15 protein-coding genes, 1 tRNA gene and 2 pseudogenes are annotated in these 16,305 nt (G+C 65.6%); 7 read left to right on the forward strand and 11 right to left on the reverse strand.

The window, feature by feature from the left end:
* Entirely contained in the window at window positions 1–1,191 is a 1,191-nt protein-coding gene (locus AB0T83_RS14215; RefSeq protein ID WP_366193837.1) for an aminotransferase class I/II-fold pyridoxal phosphate-dependent enzyme, read from the reverse strand.
* Window positions 1,192–1,359: 168 nt separating this feature from the next.
* Here AB0T83_RS14215 and AB0T83_RS14220 point away from each other — a divergent pair, with 168 nt between their 5' ends.
* Window positions 1,360–2,586 carry a UbiH/UbiF/VisC/COQ6 family ubiquinone biosynthesis hydroxylase gene (locus AB0T83_RS14220; protein WP_366193838.1) on the forward strand — a complete coding sequence of 409 codons (1,227 nt, stop codon included), beginning with the start codon at window positions 1,360–1,362 and terminating at the stop codon, window positions 2,584–2,586.
* A 209-nt stretch (window positions 2,587–2,795) separates the two neighbouring features.
* On the opposite strand, the gene AB0T83_RS14225 is transcribed toward AB0T83_RS14220, so the two are convergent.
* The 4 genes from AB0T83_RS14225 to AB0T83_RS14240 form a co-directional block, all read right to left on the reverse strand.
* A complete protein-coding gene (locus AB0T83_RS14225; protein WP_366193839.1) occupies window positions 2,796–2,975 on the reverse strand; it encodes a Trm112 family protein in 180 nt (59 codons plus the stop codon).
* Window positions 2,972–3,616 (reverse strand): LON peptidase substrate-binding domain-containing protein, encoded by a 645-nt coding sequence (locus AB0T83_RS14230; RefSeq protein ID WP_366193840.1) that lies wholly within the window; start codon window positions 3,614–3,616, stop codon window positions 2,972–2,974. The genes AB0T83_RS14225 and AB0T83_RS14230 overlap by 4 nt, the downstream gene beginning before the upstream one ends.
* A 27-nt stretch (window positions 3,617–3,643) precedes the next feature.
* Window positions 3,644–4,561 carry a tetratricopeptide repeat protein gene (locus tag AB0T83_RS14235; RefSeq protein WP_366193841.1) on the reverse strand — a complete coding sequence of 306 codons (918 nt, stop codon included), beginning with the start codon at window positions 4,559–4,561 and terminating at the stop codon, window positions 3,644–3,646.
* Between the two features lie 73 nt (window positions 4,562–4,634).
* Complete coding sequence (locus tag AB0T83_RS14240; protein WP_366193842.1) at window positions 4,635–5,423, reverse strand: exodeoxyribonuclease III; 789 nt, start codon at window positions 5,421–5,423, stop codon at window positions 4,635–4,637.
* Between the two features lie 192 nt (window positions 5,424–5,615).
* On the opposite strand from AB0T83_RS14240, the gene AB0T83_RS14245 reads away from it, so the two are divergent.
* Window positions 5,616–6,317: a lysophospholipid acyltransferase family protein gene (locus AB0T83_RS14245; protein ID WP_366193843.1), complete on the forward strand. Its 702-nt coding sequence runs from the start codon at window positions 5,616–5,618 to the stop codon at window positions 6,315–6,317.
* Window positions 6,318–6,405: 88 nt separating this feature from the next.
* Here the strand turns inward: AB0T83_RS14245 and AB0T83_RS14250 are convergent, their stop codons facing one another.
* Entirely contained in the window at window positions 6,406–6,978 is a 573-nt protein-coding gene (locus AB0T83_RS14250; protein WP_366193844.1) for a hypothetical protein, read from the reverse strand.
* 241 nt (window positions 6,979–7,219) lie between these two features.
* On the opposite strand from AB0T83_RS14250, the gene AB0T83_RS14255 reads away from it, so the two are divergent.
* Entirely contained in the window at window positions 7,220–7,894 is a 675-nt protein-coding gene (locus AB0T83_RS14255; protein WP_366193845.1) for a class I SAM-dependent methyltransferase, read from the forward strand.
* Window positions 7,895–7,942: 48 nt separating this feature from the next.
* Here the strand turns inward: AB0T83_RS14255 and AB0T83_RS14260 are convergent, their stop codons facing one another.
* A complete protein-coding gene (locus AB0T83_RS14260; protein ID WP_193143152.1) occupies window positions 7,943–8,629 on the reverse strand; it encodes a response regulator transcription factor in 687 nt (228 codons plus the stop codon).
* Window positions 8,630–8,772: 143 nt separating this feature from the next.
* Here AB0T83_RS14260 and ribA point away from each other — a divergent pair, with 143 nt between their 5' ends.
* Window positions 8,773–9,864, forward strand: a complete 1,092-nt coding sequence (gene ribA, locus AB0T83_RS14265) for a GTP cyclohydrolase II (protein ID WP_366193846.1) — start codon at window positions 8,773–8,775, stop codon at window positions 9,862–9,864.
* On the forward strand, window positions 9,861–10,361 hold the full coding sequence (locus tag AB0T83_RS14270) for a L,D-transpeptidase family protein (RefSeq protein ID WP_366193847.1): 501 nt from the start codon (window positions 9,861–9,863) through the stop codon (window positions 10,359–10,361). The genes ribA and AB0T83_RS14270 overlap by 4 nt, the downstream gene beginning before the upstream one ends.
* 157 nt (window positions 10,362–10,518) lie before the next feature.
* On the opposite strand, the gene AB0T83_RS14275 is transcribed toward AB0T83_RS14270, so the two are convergent.
* Window positions 10,519–10,595: transfer RNA gene (locus tag AB0T83_RS14275), tRNA-Pro, on the reverse strand.
* Window positions 10,596–10,661: 66 nt separating this feature from the next.
* Complete coding sequence (locus AB0T83_RS14280) at window positions 10,662–11,630, reverse strand: DMT family transporter (protein ID WP_366193849.1); 969 nt, start codon at window positions 11,628–11,630, stop codon at window positions 10,662–10,664.
* 269 nt (window positions 11,631–11,899) lie between these two features.
* Between AB0T83_RS14280 and istA the strand changes: the two are divergent.
* Together istA and AB0T83_RS14290 are read left to right on the forward strand one after the other, a co-directional pair.
* Window positions 11,900–12,684: pseudogene (gene istA / locus AB0T83_RS14285) on the forward strand (IS21 family transposase); the annotation flags it as partial.
* Window positions 12,685–12,708: 24 nt separating this feature from the next.
* A pseudogene (locus AB0T83_RS14290) lies at window positions 12,709–13,220 on the forward strand (ATP-binding protein).
* Window positions 13,221–13,558: 338 nt separating this feature from the next.
* Here AB0T83_RS14290 and leuB read toward each other — a convergent pair.
* Window positions 13,559–14,662 (reverse strand): 3-isopropylmalate dehydrogenase, encoded by a 1,104-nt coding sequence (leuB, locus tag AB0T83_RS14295; RefSeq protein WP_366193851.1) that lies wholly within the window; start codon window positions 14,660–14,662, stop codon window positions 13,559–13,561.
* 132 nt (window positions 14,663–14,794) lie between these two features.
* Window positions 14,795–15,898, reverse strand: a complete 1,104-nt coding sequence (locus AB0T83_RS14300; protein WP_366193852.1) for an endonuclease/exonuclease/phosphatase family protein — start codon at window positions 15,896–15,898, stop codon at window positions 14,795–14,797.
* Between the last annotated feature and the right edge of the window lie 407 nt (window positions 15,899–16,305).

Below are 16,305 nucleotides of genomic sequence, written 5' to 3' on the forward strand. Positions count from 1 at the left end.
TCAGTTATCCTGAGAATACAAGCAGTCGCGCAGTCGGAGCAGGCCGGTTTCGGTCTGGTCCTTCGGCGCCACCAGCGCCACGCGAATGAACGGGGCGCCCGGATTTCCACCGCCGGCGTCGCGGCCAAGATAGGCGCCGGGCAACACGCGCACGCCGGTGTCACGCCACAGTTTCAGGGCGGCGGCCTCGCCATCCGCCACCGGCAGCCACAGGAAGAACCCGGCCTCGGGGATGGTCACGCCGGGCGTGTCGCGGAAGATGTCTTCGGCCAGCGCGAATTTTTCGGCATAGAGCGCGCGGTTGTCCACCACATGCGCCTCATCGGCCCAGACCCGCGCCGCGGCGTGCTGCAGGGGCATGGGAAGCGGTGCCCCGGAATAGGCCCGCAACTGGCGGATGCGGGCGATGTTCTTGTGCCCCGAGGCGACGAACCCCGACCGCAGACCGGGCAGGTTTGACCGCTTGGACAGGGAATGGAAGATCACCAGCCGCTCGGGGTCAGCGCCCTCGGCTTCTGCCACCTCCATGGCACCGGGCGGCGGCGTGCCGGTGTAGATCTCGGAATAGCATTCGTCGGCGAAGACCCGGAAATCATGCTTTTCGGCCAGCGCCAGCAAGCTGCGCCAATAGTCCCGGTCGGCCACCGCGCCCTGCGGGTTCGAAGGCGAACAGACATAGGCGATCGTGGCGCGGTCCAGAACCTCCGCCGGCAGGGCAGCATAATCGGGCAGAAACCCGGTGTCGGCCAGCGCCGGCACCAGCACCGGTTCGGCGCCCACCGACAGGGCCGCCACGGCGTAGACCTGGTAGAACGGGTTGGGCAGTAGGACCACGGGCCGGGCGCCGTTCTTGGTCTCGGGACACAGCGCCATCGCGGCGTTGTAAAGCCCCTCGCGCGTGCCGTTCAGGGCCATCACATGCGCCTCGGGATCGCGCGCCACCCCATAGCGGCGCTGCAGCCAGTCGGTGATCGCGGTCAGCAGTTCGGGCATCCCCTCGTTGACCGGATAGCGCCCGAAGTCGCCCGCATGTTCGGCAATCACATCGCTGACCCAAGCTGGAAACGGATGTTTCGGCTCTCCAATGGTCATGTGCAGGACATCGCCGCCCGGTTCGTGAGCGTCGAGAAGCGCGCGCAAACGCGGAAACGCGTAGGGCGGCAGATCGGAAAACCGGTCTGGATACTGCATGGAGCCTCGAATTTTCAGCCGGGATCATAGCGTCCCGTTGCAGCGAGCCTACCGCGAAGCGTCTTTCGGGTCCAGTCCAAGGCCGCAGGCGCCCCGACGCAGTGTCGCAGCCCGGACGCAGGGGCGCTCGGCCGTGGACAATCGCGCCACAAAGCGCATATTTCGCCCATGAACAGGATCTACGACGCGGTGATTGTGGGCGGCAGCCTGACCGGGGCCTCCCTCGCGCTGGCGCTGGCCCGCGTCGGGCTGACCGTGGCGGTGATCGACGCGCTTCCCAAAGACACCCAGACCGAGCGGGATTTCGATGGCCGCAGCTACGCGCTGGCACTGGCCTCGGTGCGGATGCTCAAGGCCTTGGATCTCTGGGCGCCGCTGGCCGGTGACGCGCAACCGATGCTGCACATCAAAGTCACCGATGGCCGGGCCGGGGAAGGCCCGTCGCGCTTTGGCCTGCATTTCGACTGTGGCGAGTTGGAAGAGGGCCCCATGGGCCATATGGTCGAAGACCGCCACCTGCGCCGCGCCCTTCTGGCGGCGCTGGAATGCACGCCCGGCATCACCCATCTGCCCGCCACCCGCGTCACCGAACAAGCCACCGACGGCCCGCTGGCGCAGTTAACACTGGACAGTGGTAAGACGTTGCAGGCGCATCTGCTGGTCGGCGCCGACGGGCGCACCGGCCCGGTCGCGGCGCGGGCAGGGATCGCGCGCAAGGTCACCGACTATCGCCAGACCGCGCTGGTCTGCGCTATCTCCCATGAAAAACCGCACCACGGCACCGCGCATCAGTTCTTCATGCCGCCCGGCCCGTTGGCGATCCTGCCGCTGAAGGGCAACCGGTCCTCCATCGTCTGGAGCGAGAGCGCCGAACAGGCCGCCGCTATTCACGCGCTGGACGATGCCGACTACCTGTCGGTGCTGCGGCCCCGCTTCGGCGATTTCCTCGGGCAGATCGCGCTGGAGGGCCGCCGCTACACCTATCCGCTGACCCTGGTTCTGGCCGAACATTTCACCGCGCATCGTCTGGCGCTGGTGGGTGACAGCGCCCATGGCATGCATCCGATCGCCGGTCAGGGGTTCAACGCAGGTCTGCGCGATGTGGCGGCGCTGGCCGAGGTGCTGGCCGAGGCCCGCCGCCGTGGCGAAGACATTGGCCGCGCCGATGTGCTGGACCGCTACGCCCGGTGGCGCCGCTTCGACACCGCCGCGCTGGCCTTCACCACCGACACGCTCAACAGACTGTTTTCCAACGACAATCCGCTGCTGCGCCTGGGCCGCGATCTGGGTCTTGGACTGGTGGGCGCCACGCCTGTGCTGCGCCGCGCTTTCATGCGCGAAGCCGCCGGGCTGACCGGCAACCTCCCCCGCCTGCTGCGCGGCGAGTCGGTCTGAGCCGCCCTGCAAACGGTCGCTTGTTCGGCTGACCGGGCAGTTCCAAGACGGCTGGGCTCCGCCCGTTCGCGCCTGAAACACTCCCCGTTGGGCGGGCAAACGCGCCACTGGCGCCTTTTCTGATCCACCTCACCGTTTCCGAGACGGCGCTCACTTTTTCTTGTTGAAAATACTCCCGCCGGAGGCATGAAATCCGGCGCCGCAGGCGCCTAGTCCAGCACCCGCGCCTCGTCGGGCAACATCACCGGGATGCCGCCCCGGATCGGATAGGCCAGGTTGGCGCTGCGCGACACCAGTTCCCGCCGCTCGGCATCATATTGCAGTTGCGCATTGGTCACCGGGCACACGAGGCTTTCCAGCATGCGGCGGTCGAATTCGGGTGGGGTCATTGCATCGTCTCGTCATGGGTGCCGCCCAGCAGGGCAAATTCGATCAGGGTCACAAGGGTTTCGCGGCGGGTGGTCAGCGACGGCGCTTCCAGCAGCGCCTGCTTGTCCTCGGGCTCGAACGGGCACAGCATCGACAGCGAGTTGATCAGCAATTCGTCGTCGGCTTCCTTCAGGCTGTCCCAGTCGGTGGACAGACCGCGCGCCTCGAAGAACCGCCCCAGAAGCATCAGGAACGGCGGGCGGTGAAAGCCCGGATCCTCTTCGTCGGGGCCGAGATCACGGTCGAACCCGTCCCAGGACACATCGGCCTTCAGATAGGGGGTGAAGCCGCTGACCTCGCGCGTGATGCGGAACCGGCAGGTGCCGCTGAGCGTGATCATGTAACGCCCGTCCTCGGTTTCGGAAAACCCGGTCACCCGTCCGGCACAGCCGATGGATTGCAGATGCCGGCTGTTGCTGCCCGGCCCCTCGCGCGGCTGCACCATGCCAATCAGCCGATGCTCGGTCCTCAGCGCATCGTCCAGCATCGCCAGATAGCGCGGCTCGAAGATGTGCAGGGGCAGCCGGGCACGCGGCAACAGCAACGCCCCCGGCAAGGGAAAGACCGGGATCGTCCCCGGGAGGTCTGCAACCGATGTCATGACTTTGATCTTAGCCCGGCAAGCGCTTCAGGCAAATATCATCGACGACAGCTTGCGGCGGCCGTTCAGCACCACCGGATCATTGGGCTTCAGCGCATCGAAGATGGTGAACAGCTGCGCCCGCGCGGCACCGTCGTTCCACTCGCGGTCACGGCGGAACAGGTCCAGCAGTTCGGCCACGGCCGCCTCGACCTCGCCATTGGCGTGCAGTGCCGTGGCCAGATCGAACCGCGCCTGATGGTCGTCGGGATTAGCCTCGACCTGCGCCCGCAACTCGGCCACGGGTCCGGCATCTTCGGCCTGACGCGCCAAGTCCAGTTGCGCCCGCGCGGCTTCGACCTCGGGCGCGTTGGCGATCTCGGGGGCGGCGTTGTTCAGCAGCGCCTCGGCCTGGTCCAGCTCGCCCATGGCCAGATGGGCGCGGGCCAGCCCGCCAAGGGCAGCGGCATTGGCAGGATCTTCACCCAGAATGGCGGCAAATGTCTGCGCCGCATCCACCGCTGCGCCCTGAGTCAGCATTTCCTCGGCAGCCTCGACCGCTTCGGCCAGCCCGCCATCGTCTTCCGCGCCGTTGCCATGGGCGGCGACACGCTTGACGAACTCCTTAATCTCGGAGGGCGGCACCGCGCCCTGGAACCCGTCAACCGGCTGCCCCTGCCAGAAGGCATAGACCGTGGGGATCGACTGCACCCGCAACTGCCCCGCGATCATCTGGTTTTCGTCGACATTGACCTTGACCATCTTCACCGCGCCCTTGGCGGCAGCAACCTCGGCCTCCAGCGCCGGGCCCAGCGTCTTGCAGGGCCCGCACCACGGCGCCCAGAAGTCGACGATGACCGGAACCGTCTGGCTGGCTTCGACAACATCGGCCATGAACGTGGCCTCGGAGCTGTCCTTGATCAGATCCTCTGCAACCGGTGCGGCTGCGCCTCCAAGTTCAATCATGTTTCTTCCCCGTCATCATTTGTTCCGTGCATATATGCGCAGCCGTCGCTTCACAACCAAGCCCCCAAGGGCGTCAAAGATCGAAGCTGGCCAGCACCGGCGCGTGATCGCTGGGCTGCTCCCAGCCGCGCACCGGGCGCAGGATGCGTGACCCACCCGCCCCTGCGGCCAGATCGGGCGTTGCCCAGATGTGATCCAGCCGCCGGCCCTTGTCGGCCGCGTCCCAGTCGCGCGCGCGATAGGACCACCACGAATAGAGCTGCCCGTCGGGAATGTCCTTGCGGGTGATGTCCACCCAGGCCCCGGCGTCCTGGGTTTCGGCCAGGTGATCGACCTCGACCGGCGTGTGGCTGACCACCTTCAGCAGCTTCTTGTGGGACCAGACGTCATCCTCGCGCGGGGCGATGTTCAGATCGCCCACAAGGATCGACCGCGCCGGTGCCTCGCTGCGGAACCAGTCGCGCATCTCGGTCAGGAAATCCAGCTTGTGACCGAACTTCTCGTTGACCTCGCGGTCCGCCACATCGCCGCCCGCGGGCACATAGTAATTGTGGATCACGGTACCATCGGCCAGCCGTGCCGCCACGTGGCGGGCATCGCCCTTGCCGACGAAATCGCGATGGCCAGCGTCCTCCAGCGGATGCCGCGACAGGATCGCCACGCCGTTGTAGCCCTTCTGCCCGCGCGCCACCATGTGCCCGTACCCCAGCGCCGCGAACCGCTCGGCGGGGATCTTGTCCACCGGGCTCTTGCATTCCTGCAGGCACAGCACATCGGGGGCTTCCTCGGTCAGCAGACGTTCGACCAGCCCGGCCCGCAGCCGCACCGAGTTGATGTTCCAGGTGGCCAGAGTGAGGGTCATGGGAAGTGCTCCGTTGCTCAGACCCGGGCAGAGATAACGCCCTGACCGCCGGGGCGGAACCCCACAAAACACGGCCACCTGTTGCAGCCCTGCATCACGGCCCCGCACACAGGCCCGGCGCTGCAGCGCGTCAGGCGCGCCGGACTGGAACGAAATCGCGCAATGGGCTAGGCGGAGCGCAGAGGTGACCCCGTGAACAACCTGAAGAAGCAATGGCGGCGGTTGGAAGTCCGCCTTCAGAAAAGCCACCGGGTGCAGGGTGCGCTGCGGTCGCTGTTCTCGGCCTATGTGAATTTCGTCTTTCGCACCACGCGCTGGCAGAAGCTGGGGTTCGAATCCTACGAGGCCGACATCGCCCGCGGCGTGCCGCGCGTGCTGTGCTGCTGGCATTCGCGGCTGGTGTTTACCCCCTATCTGCGCGACTGGTCGGACCATCCGTTGACGGTGATGGCCTCGGGTCACGCCGATGCCCAGATCGCCAGCGAAAACCTGCGCCAGCGTGGGGTCGAGGTGATCGAACTGGCCACATCCGGCGACAACACCGGCGCGATCAAGCAGGCGGTCAAATGCCTGCGCAAGGGCCGGTCGCTGGGGATCACCGTCGACGGTCCCTTCGGCCCGCCGGAAGAGGCCAAGCCCGGCGCGCTGGTCATTGCCGGTCTGGCCGGGGTGCAGGCCGCGCCCTGCACCTATGAGGTCACGCGCAAGATCCGGCTGGGCACCTGGGACCGCTTCATCGTGCCCCTGCCCTTCGGGCGCGGCGTGCTGGCGGTGGGTGACGGTTTCACCCCGCCCAAGCGGATGAGTGAAGAAGAGATGGCCGACGCACAGGCGCGGCTGACCGGCTTGCTGCAGGATCTTGGCGTGCGGGCGGAAGAACGGTTGAAGGGCTAGGCGCCGACGCGCCGTTGCCCGTCGTCGGAACCGGACATCGGGACAGGATTGAATTACAGGCGCACGGATCACCGCGCGCCGGTTTCGCTTACCGTTTGCGGTAGTACATCAACCGGGCCACAGCACCCGGACCATCCAGAAGGGGCCAGGTCTTCATCGCCGCAATGTAGGTATTTCCGTCATCGTCAGAGGCGAACCAGGCCTGAACCGCGTTTTTGGCCAGGCCATTCCCGCGTTCCGCGTTGGTCTCCGCGTCAAACTGCTGCGCCCAGGGCAATGCCAGCGCATAGCTTTGCTGCGGTGTCATGTTCTTCAGGCCGACAAGGCAGGCCCCTTCGCCGGCCCGCGTCCCGAATTGCACAACCACGTCAGTGCCCGGCTTCTCCAGAATCGTGATCTGCCCCGCCTTTTGCGCAGCCGTCGACGGCAAGACGGATGGCAGCCAGTCACTGGTTGTTTCCCTGTACCCGGCAGCAACAAGCTGCGCTTCGGCGGCGGACCAGTTCGGTGCGTTGCGGCCACAGATCGCGGCCGCGGCCTTGGCTGCCGAGAACTGCTGCGGCGCGGCGGGGGCCGCACTGACCAATGCCGGGTCAACCGGTGTGTCGCATCCCGCCAGCAGCGCAATGCCAACGACACCCAATACCTTCAAAATCTTCAAACCAATATACTCCTGTGAATATCGCGGCTAGCGGCCGCGGGACCATAAAATACCAGGCGGACGCTACACAGCCGATCCCAGACCCGCAAGCGGAGAGGAAGTGGTGTAGCGAAACGCCCGGAATGCGCGGTGCCGGTGCCGACCGTTGTGCCGGGATTCTGGCGGCACCGGCGGACAGATGCGCCGCGATATGCTATAAGCGTAGCCGTCCGTTCCGGTCGAATTCTTCCCGCTTGCCCCCATGCGCCATATCGATGTTCTGACCTCGCTGATCGACCTGCCCCGCAAACGCGTTCTGGATATCGGCGCGGGCGACGGCAGCTATTCGCGCGACCTGGAAGCCGCCGGTGCCGTGGTCTCGGCGATCGAGGTCGATCCGGAAAAGGTCGCCCGGGCGCGGGCATCCCTGTCACCCCGTGCCGATGTGCGGCTGGGCCGGGCCGAAGCGCTGCCCTTTGCCGACCGGTCCCACGATCTGGCCTGCCTGTTCTTCTCACTTCACCATGTACCGATGGAAGTTCAGGATACAGCCCTTGCCGAAGTGCGCCGCATCCTGAGGCCCGGCGGCCGTCTGCATGTGGTGGAGCCCTATCCGCATGGGACCATGTTCGATGTGGTCCGCATGGTCGAGGACGAGACCGTGGTGCGCACCCATTCGCACCACCTCCTCGACCAGTTGGGCGCGCGGGCGGGATTTCAGAAGATTGCGCAGCGGGACTATGTCCTGAGCAGAGATTTCCCGACCTTCGACGATCTGCTGAACAAGATCGTCCGTCCCGATCCAGCGCGCACCGCCGCCTTTGAAACGGTTGCGCCGGAGATGGAGGCCACCTACCGGCGCGTCGCCGAAGACCGGGGCGGCCAGTGCCTGCTGCACCAGCCCTGCGCCGCCTACCACTTCAGTGTCGAGGACTGACGGCGCCAATGGCTTCACCAAAGTCGGTGCGCAGGTCGTCGGTCTGGATCAGGCCACCAGACGATAACCGCCGCTTTCCGTCACCAGCAGCCGCGCGTTGGAAGGATCCGGTTCGATCTTCTGGCGCAGGCGGTAGATGTGGGTTTCCAGCGTGTGGGTGGTGACCCCGGCGTTATAGCCCCAGACCTCGTGCAGCAGCACGTCGCGGGCGACCACGCCGTCGGTGGCGCGATACAGGAATTTCAAAATGTTGGTTTCCTTCTCGGTCAGGCGGATCTTGCGATCGGTCTCATCGATCAGCATCTTCATCGACGGCTTGAAGGTGTACGGCCCCAACTGGAACACCGCGTCCTCGCTCTGCTCGTGCTGGCGCAACTGGGCGCGAATACGGGCCAGCAGCACCGGAAACTTGAACGGCTTGGTCACATAGTCGTTGGCCCCGGCGTCCAGCCCGAGGATGGTGTCGGCATCGCTGTCATGGCCGGTCAGCATCAGCACCGGGCATTTCACCCCCTGCTTGCGCATCACCCGGCACAATTCGCGCCCGTCAGTATCGGGCAGACCTACGTCCAGGATCACAAGATCGTAGGGTGCCTCCTTGGCGCGGCTCAGGCCTTCCTGCCCGTTGGCAGCCTCGAACACGTCGAATTCTTCTGTCATCACAAGCTGTTCGGACAGTGCCTCGCGCAGGTCATCGTCGTCGTCCACCAGCAGGATCTTTTTCAAAACGCCCATTGCGTCGCCCTCCTTCGTCTTGGTCTCATGTTGCGCCTCCGCCCCCTCTGCGACAAGATATGCAACACTGGTCTCACAGGGACGTGTCGCCCTGCGAGCCATGTTTCAACCGATCCCCGAAGCGGTGGCAAAGGAAAATTATCGTGACACTGGCACCAGATAGCCGGGAATTGATGGCCCGTGCGCGGGCCGATCTGCGCATGGGCGTAGGGGTCGTATTGTTACAGCCCGATGGGCTTGGCGCGCTGGTTCTTTCAGCCGAAACCCTGAATGCCGAGCGGCTGGCGGCGGCGCGCAAGCTGGGCACGCCGGTCGTGGCGCTGACCGCACGGCGGGCCGAGACCCTGAAAGCCCGCGCCTATGACGGCGATCTGGCGCGGGTGGAACTGCCCGGATCTCTGGGGCTGGACTGGATCCAGGCGCTGGCCGATCCCGCCGACGATCTGGCGATGCCGATGAAAGGCCCGCTGAAAAGCCGTCGGGAAGGGGACGCCGCCTTCGCCCGCGCCGCCCTGTGCCTGTGCAAGGAGGCGCAGCTTCTGCCTGCCGCCGTGGTCGTCGAACTGGACCACGCCGCCGTGCTGGCCGCCAATGCCGGGCTGACCGCACTGCCGGTCGCCGCCGTCTCGCAGGCCGCGCTGGAAAGCAGCCCGCAGCATCCGGTGGTCCATGCCCGGCTGCCCATGGCGGCGGCCGAGGCCGGCCGGCTGCACATCTTCCGCCCCGAGGATGGCGGCGAGGAGCATTACGCCATCGAGATCGGCAAGCCCGACCGCGACAAGCCGGTTCTGGCGCGGCTGCATTCCGCCTGTTTCACCGGCGACGTTCTGGGCTCGCTGAAATGCGATTGCGGGCCGCAGCTGCGCGGTGCGCTGGCGCAAATGGGGGCCGAGGGCGCCGGCCTGCTGCTCTACCTGAACCAGGAGGGCCGCGGCATCGGGCTGGCCAACAAGATGCGCGCCTATTCGCTGCAGGATCAGGGATTCGACACGGTGCAGGCCAATCACCGCCTGGGGTTCGAGGATGACGAGCGCGATTTCCGCATCGGTGCCGCGCTGCTGAAACGGCTGGGGTTCAAACAGGCCCGACTGCTGACCAACAACCCCCGCAAGGTGGCCATGCTGGAAAACTGCGGCATCGAAGTGGTAGAGCGGGTGCCCCTGCAGGTCGGACGCGGGGCCCACAATGCCGCCTATCTGGACACCAAGGCCGCTAAATCCGGGCATCTTCTGTGAGATCCGACGATCTGGTCGTCACCCGCTGGGGCGCGCGATTTGCCGGGCGTCGCCTGCCCTGTTCCATTGGCAAGGGCGGATTGAGCGCGGACAAGCGTGAAGGCGACGGCGCCACGCCGCGCGGGAGACACCGCATTGTCGGGCTGCTCTACCGCCCTGACCGGATGCCCCGCCCCGCGCCCTGGGCCGACCCGATCCGGCCCGGCGACCTGTGGTCGGACGACGCGCGCGATGCGGCCTACAACACGCTGGTCTGCGTTCCCTACGCCCCCAGCCACGAATGCCTGCGCCGCGCCGATCCGCTGTATGACGCGGTGCTGCTGACCGACTGGAACTTGCCCGAGGTGACGCCGGGGCGCGGCTCGGCGATCTTCCTGCACCAGTGGCGCAAGCCGCGCCATCCGACCGAGGGCTGCGTGGCTTTCGCGCGCGACGACCTGCGCTGGCTGCTGACCCGGCTGCGCCCCAATAGCCGGGTGATCGTCACCGGGGCCTAAAGAATTTCTGGGTCGGAGATCGTCCATGACGGACACCGTTAGCTCGGTTGGCCCGACCCATTTTTTCAGGTGCGATTCGATTGCTTGTCGATCTCAGGGGAAAGGGCGGAACCGCCGCTCATCCCAGCGCGCCCGTCTTTGGGTGGCTGGAATTCACTGGTCGGAGTGAGAGGATTCGAACCTCCGACCCCTGCCTCCCGAAGACAGTGCTCTACCAGGCTGAGCTACACTCCGACCGTGTAGCGGCGGCAATATTGACTTTGACCAAGCATTGCAAGGGGGGAAGCGACAGGAATTCGCTCAATCCTCGGGATTTCGCCGGTCGTTCATCAACGCGCTGACACGGGGTGCCGCGCCGGTTTCCACGCGCGACCTTGTGCGCAGCACGGGCTGGTTGCCGTCGTCGCGCACACCGCTTTCACGCCAGACCACATAGGCGCCCGAGGCGATCACGATCGAGGCGCCGATGATGGTGCCCAGATCCGGGGTTTCGCTGAACAGGGCCCAACCAAACAGCGTCGCAAGCACGATCTGGGAATACTGCATCGGGGCCACCACGGCGGCCTCGCCGGTGCGATAGGCCAGGATCATCAACCCTGTGCCGGTCAGCGACAGCGCCGCGATGGCCGCCAGAACGCCAAGGTCCGCCACCGGCATCGGCGTATAGTAGAACGGCAGTGCCAGCCCCATCACCACCAGATTGGTCAGCAGCGGGTACAGCAGCAGCACCGCGCTGCGTTCCTCATGGCCGATCTTGCGCACGATCACCGAGGCGAAGGAGCCGCAAAGCGCCGCCATCAGCGCCGCGAAATGGCCCAGCGACAGAGGCTCTGCCCCCGGACGCAGCACGATCAGAACCCCGCACAGGCCGACCAGAACGGCCGCGCCGCGATGGATGCCGACCCTCTCGCCCAGCATCGGGATCGACATCAGGGTGATCAGCAAGGGCATCGCGAACAGGATCGCGTAGACCTGGGTCAGGGGTAGCAAGGAAAAGGCGGTGAAGGCCGACAGGCCGGTGATGGCCACGCTGACCGTCCGCAGCCCGGTCCACAACGGCCTGTGCGGGCGCAGGGATCCGCTGCGCTGTTTCTGGATCAGCACCAGCGTGAACAGGGGAAAGCTGAACAGCACCGTGAAAAACAGCACCTGAACAGGCGCATAGGTGCCACCCAGCAGCTTGACCAGCACGTCGTGAACGGAAAATACGGCAAACGCCGCAAGCGCAATAACGGCACCTTGCGCGTTGGCAGACAGGGAACGGAGCATGTCGGGGCATCCTATGCGGGGGCACCCCAAGCGTTAGCGCTGTCAACGGCGCGGATCAAGAACCCGCGCCGCGTAAATTTTGTAACTGCCGGATATAATCGCTCCAAAAGCGCCGTTTGAAAATTCCCCGGTTGGGAGCGTTCAGGGCGATTTTCGAACCTCAAGTATTCGAAAATCGAACTGGACGCGGGCGGCTAAGCTCGGGCCTCAAAAAGAAGGAGAGAGGCTTCGGGTTGGTAAGACCGGGAGAGATCGTTTTGATCTAGGATTTGAAGAGACAGGGGCTCGGCGTCAGTGCGATTGCGCGGCAGACGGGCCTCGACCGGAAGACTGTGAGAAAATATCTGGCGCGCGGGCTTGAGGCGCCGGTTTATTCGCTGCGGGCGCCACGCGACCGGGTCATTGATCCGTTTGAGCAATATCTGCGCGAGCGGCTTTGTACCTTTCCTGACCAGACGGCGAAGCGCCTGTTGCGCGAGATCCGGGAGCGTGGGTACCAGGGCGGGTATACGTCGGTGAAGGACTTTGTCCACAAGGTGCGCCTGCCAAGCAGGCACAGTTCGAGCGGCGGTTCAAGACACCTCCCGGCAAGCAAGCGCAGGTGGATTTTGCCGAGTTTGCCGTTGAGTTCACAGATGAGCCGGGCGTTGTCCGCAAGGTCTGGCTGTTCTCGATGGTGCTGGGACATTCGCGCTGGCTCTGGGGCCGCTTCTGCGCCAGCCAGAACCTGCAGACGGTGATGCGCTGCCATGTTGCGGCTTTCGACGCCCTGGGCGGTGCACCGGAGGAGGTCCTGTATGACCGGATGCAGACAGCGCTGAACGGGGAGGGCACGGACGGGGTTGTGACCTACAATGCCTCGCTCGTCTCGCTTCTCGCCCATTACGATTCCGCGCCGCACGCCTGTCAGCCGTACCGGGCCAAGACGAAGGGCAAAGTGGAGCGCCCGTTCCGGTAAATCCGGCAGGACGTCTGCCTTGGCCGGACGTTCCGGAATCCGGACGATCTGAATGCGCAGTTCGAAGCCTGGTGCACCCGGATTGCCAACCCGCGCATCAGGATGCCGCGTGCGCTGGGGATGCTGGATCACACCGTTCAGCGCCTCGAGAAGGGAGAGATCGGTGCCATCGAGGCCATCGACGGCTTGCTCTCGGAAGAGCTCAACTGCCGCGAGGATCGTCGCGTCGGGGTCGCGCTGACAACGGCTCGGCTGAAGCCGCCGAAACCGCTCGAAAGCCTTGACTTCAACTTTCAGCCCTCGCTGGACCGGGATCGGATCATGGCATTGGCGCAGCTGGACTTCGTCACCCGCGCCGAGGTGGTTCACTGCCTCGGCCCGCCGGGCACAGGCAAGAGCCATCTGGCCACGGCGCTCGGGTGGCCGCGGTCAAGAGGGGCAAGAGCGTTTACCGGGCAACCCTGGCTGAACTGGTCGAGGCGCTGTCCAAGGCCGAACGCGAAGGCCGTCTGGTCGAGATAATCAGGTTTTACGCGCGCGCCTCGTTGCTGATCGTCGATGAGATCGGTTACCTGCCCATCCCCCGGGGCGGCGCGCACCTGTTCTTCCAACTCGTGAACGCGCGCTACTAAAAAGGCGCCATGATCCTCAGGTCTAACCGCGGCTTCGCCGAATGGGGCGAAGTCTTCTGCGATCCCGTCGTCGCCACTGCTCTTTTTAGACCGGCTGCTGCACCATACCGTTGTCGTCCAGATCGAAGGCGCCAGCTATCGCCTGCGCGCGCACGCCGATCTCATTCCCAAGCACATCCGCGCCAACACTCCGATCCCGCCACCGCCCGCCCCGAAACGGCGGGGCCGGCCACCGAAAAGGGAAAAGCAGATCAACACTGCCGGCTGATCACAGAGACCGGAAGGTGGGGAATTTTACTTCGGCACTTTTGGGGAATTTTGAAACGGAATTTACAAATTCAAAGCGATGCGTCCAGTGCGGCCAGAATGGCGCTGCCCATCTCGCTGGTGGTGACCGGCGTCACGCCTTCCTCGCCCAGCAGATCGGCGGTGCGCACGCCGTCGGCCAGCACCTGCTCGATGGCGGCCTCCAGGCGGTCGGCCTCGGCCCCCTGATCGAAGCTGTAGCGCAGTGCCATGGCAAAGCTCAGCACGCAGGCGATGGGGTTGGCCTTGCCTTGACCGGCAATGTCGGGGGCCGAGCCGTGCACCGGTTCGTACATCGCCTTGGGGCGGCCATTGGCCATCGGCGCGCCAAGGCTGGCCGAAGGCAGCATTCCCAGCGAGCCGGTCAGCATCGCGGCGGCATCCGACAGCAGGTCGCCGAACAGGTTGTCGGTGACGATCACATCGAACTGCTTGGGCCAGCGGCACAGCTGCATGGCACCGGCATCGGCGTACATGTGCGACAGCTCGACCTCGGGATAATCCTCGCCCACCTTGGTGACGACTTCGCGCCACAGGATGCCCGATTCCATCACATTGGCCTTTTCCATCGAGCACAGCTTCTTGCTGCGCTTCATGGCCAGTTCGAAGGCGTTGCGCGCGACCCGGTCGATCTCGCTCTCGGTGTAGCGTTGGGTGTTGATGCCCACACGCTCGTTGCCTTCGGTGAAGATGCCGCGCGGCTCGCCGAAGTAGATGCCCGAGGTCAGTTCGCGCACGATCATGATATCCAGACCGGCGACCACGTCCTTCTTCAGCGAAGAGAAATCGGCCAATGCGTCAAAGCACTGGGCCGGGCGCAGGTTGGCGAACAGGTCCATTTCCTTGCGCAGGCGCAGCAGGCCGCGTTCGGGCTTCACGCTGAAATCCAGGTCGTCGTACTTGGGACCGCCGACGGCGCCCAGCAGCACCGCGTCGACCGATTGAGCCTTCTCCATGGTTTCGTCGGTCAGCGGCACGCCATGCGCGTCATAGGCCGCCCCGCCCACCAGATCCTCGGACACGTCGATGGTCAGGCCGCGCTTGTCACCGAACCAGTCGATGACGCGGCGGACCTCGGCCATCACTTCCGGACCGATCCCGTCGCCGGGCAGGATGAGCAGGGAGGGGTTCGTCATGGGGGCATCTCCTTGAAAGACTTGCGCGGGGGCGTAGCCCGCCCTCGGGGAAGGGTCAAGGTGGCGCGCGGCATGCACTTCTGTCCGACACCTGCTCAGGTGAAAAACCGGACCGGTGCGGCAAGGTTGGTGTCAGGATCCGCCCCGCAGCATCAGGTCGACCCAGACCAGCCGATGCCGGCTGGCCCCGCGCCCGTCATGGCCCAGCAAGTCGCGGGCCGGGTCGCCGGGCGCGGGCCAAAGCACGCCCGCCCCGGACACCTCAAGCCCGGCTTGCGGCAACACATAGTCGACACGCATGTTGCCGGGCTCTCCCGCCTGATCCCAGGCCACCGTATCGGTGGCCCGGCCTTCCGCGGCGCCGCCTGCGCTGGTGGGACGCGGGTCTTGCAGCGCCGGATGTGCCAGCAATTCGGCCATCGCGGCGCGACGCCCGTCGCCAGCCTGCGGGTCCAGATTGGCATTGCCCAGCAGGACAAAGGGCGTGTCCGGCGGCGGTTCTCCGTCAATCCGCCCTTCGATCAGCAGGGGCCAGAACCGGGCTTCATCGCGGTTGCGCAGGCCATTGCGATCCTCGGGTCCGTCGAACACCGGCGGCGTGGCGTGCCAGACCAGCAGGGTCACCGGCCCGTCCGGCGTGTCCACCGGCACGGCCCAATGCCCGGTGGTGGACAACCGCTGCGTGGCTTGCGCTTCTGGCGACAGAACCGGCGTGCCCTTGAAGGTTACCGGCAATTGCGCGCCCGGCAGATCGGCCCAGAGCAGCCCGGAAAAATCGCGGCTCGCGTCGGTCCGGATCGGCCATTTTGACAGGATCGCCATCCCGTTATGACCGGAAAAGCGCCCCCAGCCTTGCCCGTCCTCGGGCAGCCGCAGCCGCCCATCGCCGTTCAGATCCGCGCCTGACAGCCAACCGGTGTTCGGGCGCGGCGCAAACCGGTGCGGATAGGACGCCCCCGATTGTGCCAGAACCCCGGCAAAGGCCGCCAGCGCCCGCCCTTCCAGATCCCAGTCGAAACGCGTCAGCAGGATCACATCAGGATCCGCCGCCGCAATGACGCGCGCCACCGCCAGAACCTGCGCGTCGTCCTTTCGAATGTCACGCAGCAATAGCCCCGGCCCGTCGCGATCCAACTCGGCGGTGTAGATCGCCACACGCAAGGGCGCTGCCCCGGCACATCCGGTCCACAGCACAAGGCAAAGGAAAGTCACGCGCACCATGCCGACAGGGGGCATCAGGGCGGGTTAACAGCGAGTGAAAACAGGGGGAGAATCGTGGCGCCAACTCGTGGCAGGATCACTTGGTAGAGTCCGACCGCGACGGGGAGGACGCAGCATGAGCGCCCCGAAGAACCGGCTTTTGGAACCTTCGCCCTACGCGGCTGACGGCAGCCAACTCATCGGCCGCGACGCCCGCACTATTCCAGCCGATGAATGGTTGGATTGCGGTTACGATGTTGGGCTGAGGGCAATTCGCGCGAAATGTCTCGATTGTGGCCACACCGCATCGGAAGTTCGAAAATGCGCCACCACGGATTGCTCGCTTTGGGCGTTGCGGATGACGGTACGCTGGTGAAGGCCTGGGCCTCGATGAAGAGCTTCCAGCCGAAGGTCAACGGGGCGCCCAACGGGGACGACGATCC

It is taken from the genome of Meridianimarinicoccus marinus, assembly GCF_040689105.1.
Classification (GTDB): domain Bacteria; phylum Pseudomonadota; class Alphaproteobacteria; order Rhodobacterales; family Rhodobacteraceae; genus Meridianimarinicoccus; species Meridianimarinicoccus marinus.

Excerpts from the sequence above, each read along its gene's own strand:
- AB0T83_RS14215 (WP_366193837.1), bottom strand. The coding sequence starts at position 1,191 with ATGCAGTATCCAGACCGGTTTTCCGATCTGCCGCCCTACGCGTTTCCG.
- AB0T83_RS14220 (WP_366193838.1), top strand. The coding sequence starts at position 1,360 with ATGAACAGGATCTACGACGCGGTGATTGTGGGCGGCAGCCTGACCGGG.
- AB0T83_RS14225 (WP_366193839.1), bottom strand. The coding sequence starts at position 2,975 with ATGACCCCACCCGAATTCGACCGCCGCATGCTGGAAAGCCTCGTGTGC.
- AB0T83_RS14230 (WP_366193840.1), bottom strand. The coding sequence starts at position 3,616 with ATGACATCGGTTGCAGACCTCCCGGGGACGATCCCGGTCTTTCCCTTG.
- AB0T83_RS14235 (WP_366193841.1), bottom strand. The coding sequence starts at position 4,561 with ATGATTGAACTTGGAGGCGCAGCCGCACCGGTTGCAGAGGATCTGATC.
- AB0T83_RS14240 (WP_366193842.1), bottom strand. The coding sequence starts at position 5,423 with ATGACCCTCACTCTGGCCACCTGGAACATCAACTCGGTGCGGCTGCGG.
- AB0T83_RS14255 (WP_366193845.1), top strand. The coding sequence starts at position 7,220 with ATGCGCCATATCGATGTTCTGACCTCGCTGATCGACCTGCCCCGCAAA.
- AB0T83_RS14260 (WP_193143152.1), bottom strand. The coding sequence starts at position 8,629 with ATGGGCGTTTTGAAAAAGATCCTGCTGGTGGACGACGACGATGACCTG.
- AB0T83_RS14280 (WP_366193849.1), bottom strand. The coding sequence starts at position 11,630 with ATGCTCCGTTCCCTGTCTGCCAACGCGCAAGGTGCCGTTATTGCGCTT.
- leuB (WP_366193851.1), bottom strand. The coding sequence starts at position 14,662 with ATGACGAACCCCTCCCTGCTCATCCTGCCCGGCGACGGGATCGGTCCG.
- AB0T83_RS14300 (WP_366193852.1), bottom strand. The coding sequence starts at position 15,898 with ATGCCCCCTGTCGGCATGGTGCGCGTGACTTTCCTTTGCCTTGTGCTG.